We start from the raw sequence: 268 nt of genomic DNA, 5'->3' as shown, positions 1-268 counted from the left end.
TGAGCAGTTAAAAAGCGTGCTAAACTACTTATTACAAGCGGGAGATACCGCCGATCCAGAGGGTTTTATCCGGCGACTGGCAGAACAGTCCCCGAGGTATGAGGAGGTACTGATGACAATAGCGCAAAGATTGGAACATAAAGCACGTCAGGAAGGGCGTCAGGAAGGATTGCAGGAAGGCGAAAAACGGGGAATTCTGAAAGTCGCGTGGGCGATGATGGACATGGGTATCGATCGTGAAACGATAATGAAAACGACCGGGTTGAGC

Annotated in this window: 1 pseudogene; it reads left to right on the top strand. The window is 50.0% G+C overall.

Going from position 1 to position 268, the window contains the following annotated elements:
• Positions 1 to 268: pseudogene (locus tag ABR397_RS23860) on the top strand (ISNCY family transposase); the annotation flags it as partial.

The organism is Photorhabdus viridis, assembly GCF_040256935.1.
Lineage (GTDB): Bacteria > Pseudomonadota > Gammaproteobacteria > Enterobacterales > Enterobacteriaceae > Photorhabdus > Photorhabdus viridis.
This window is presented reverse-complemented; position numbering and strand designations above follow the sequence as displayed.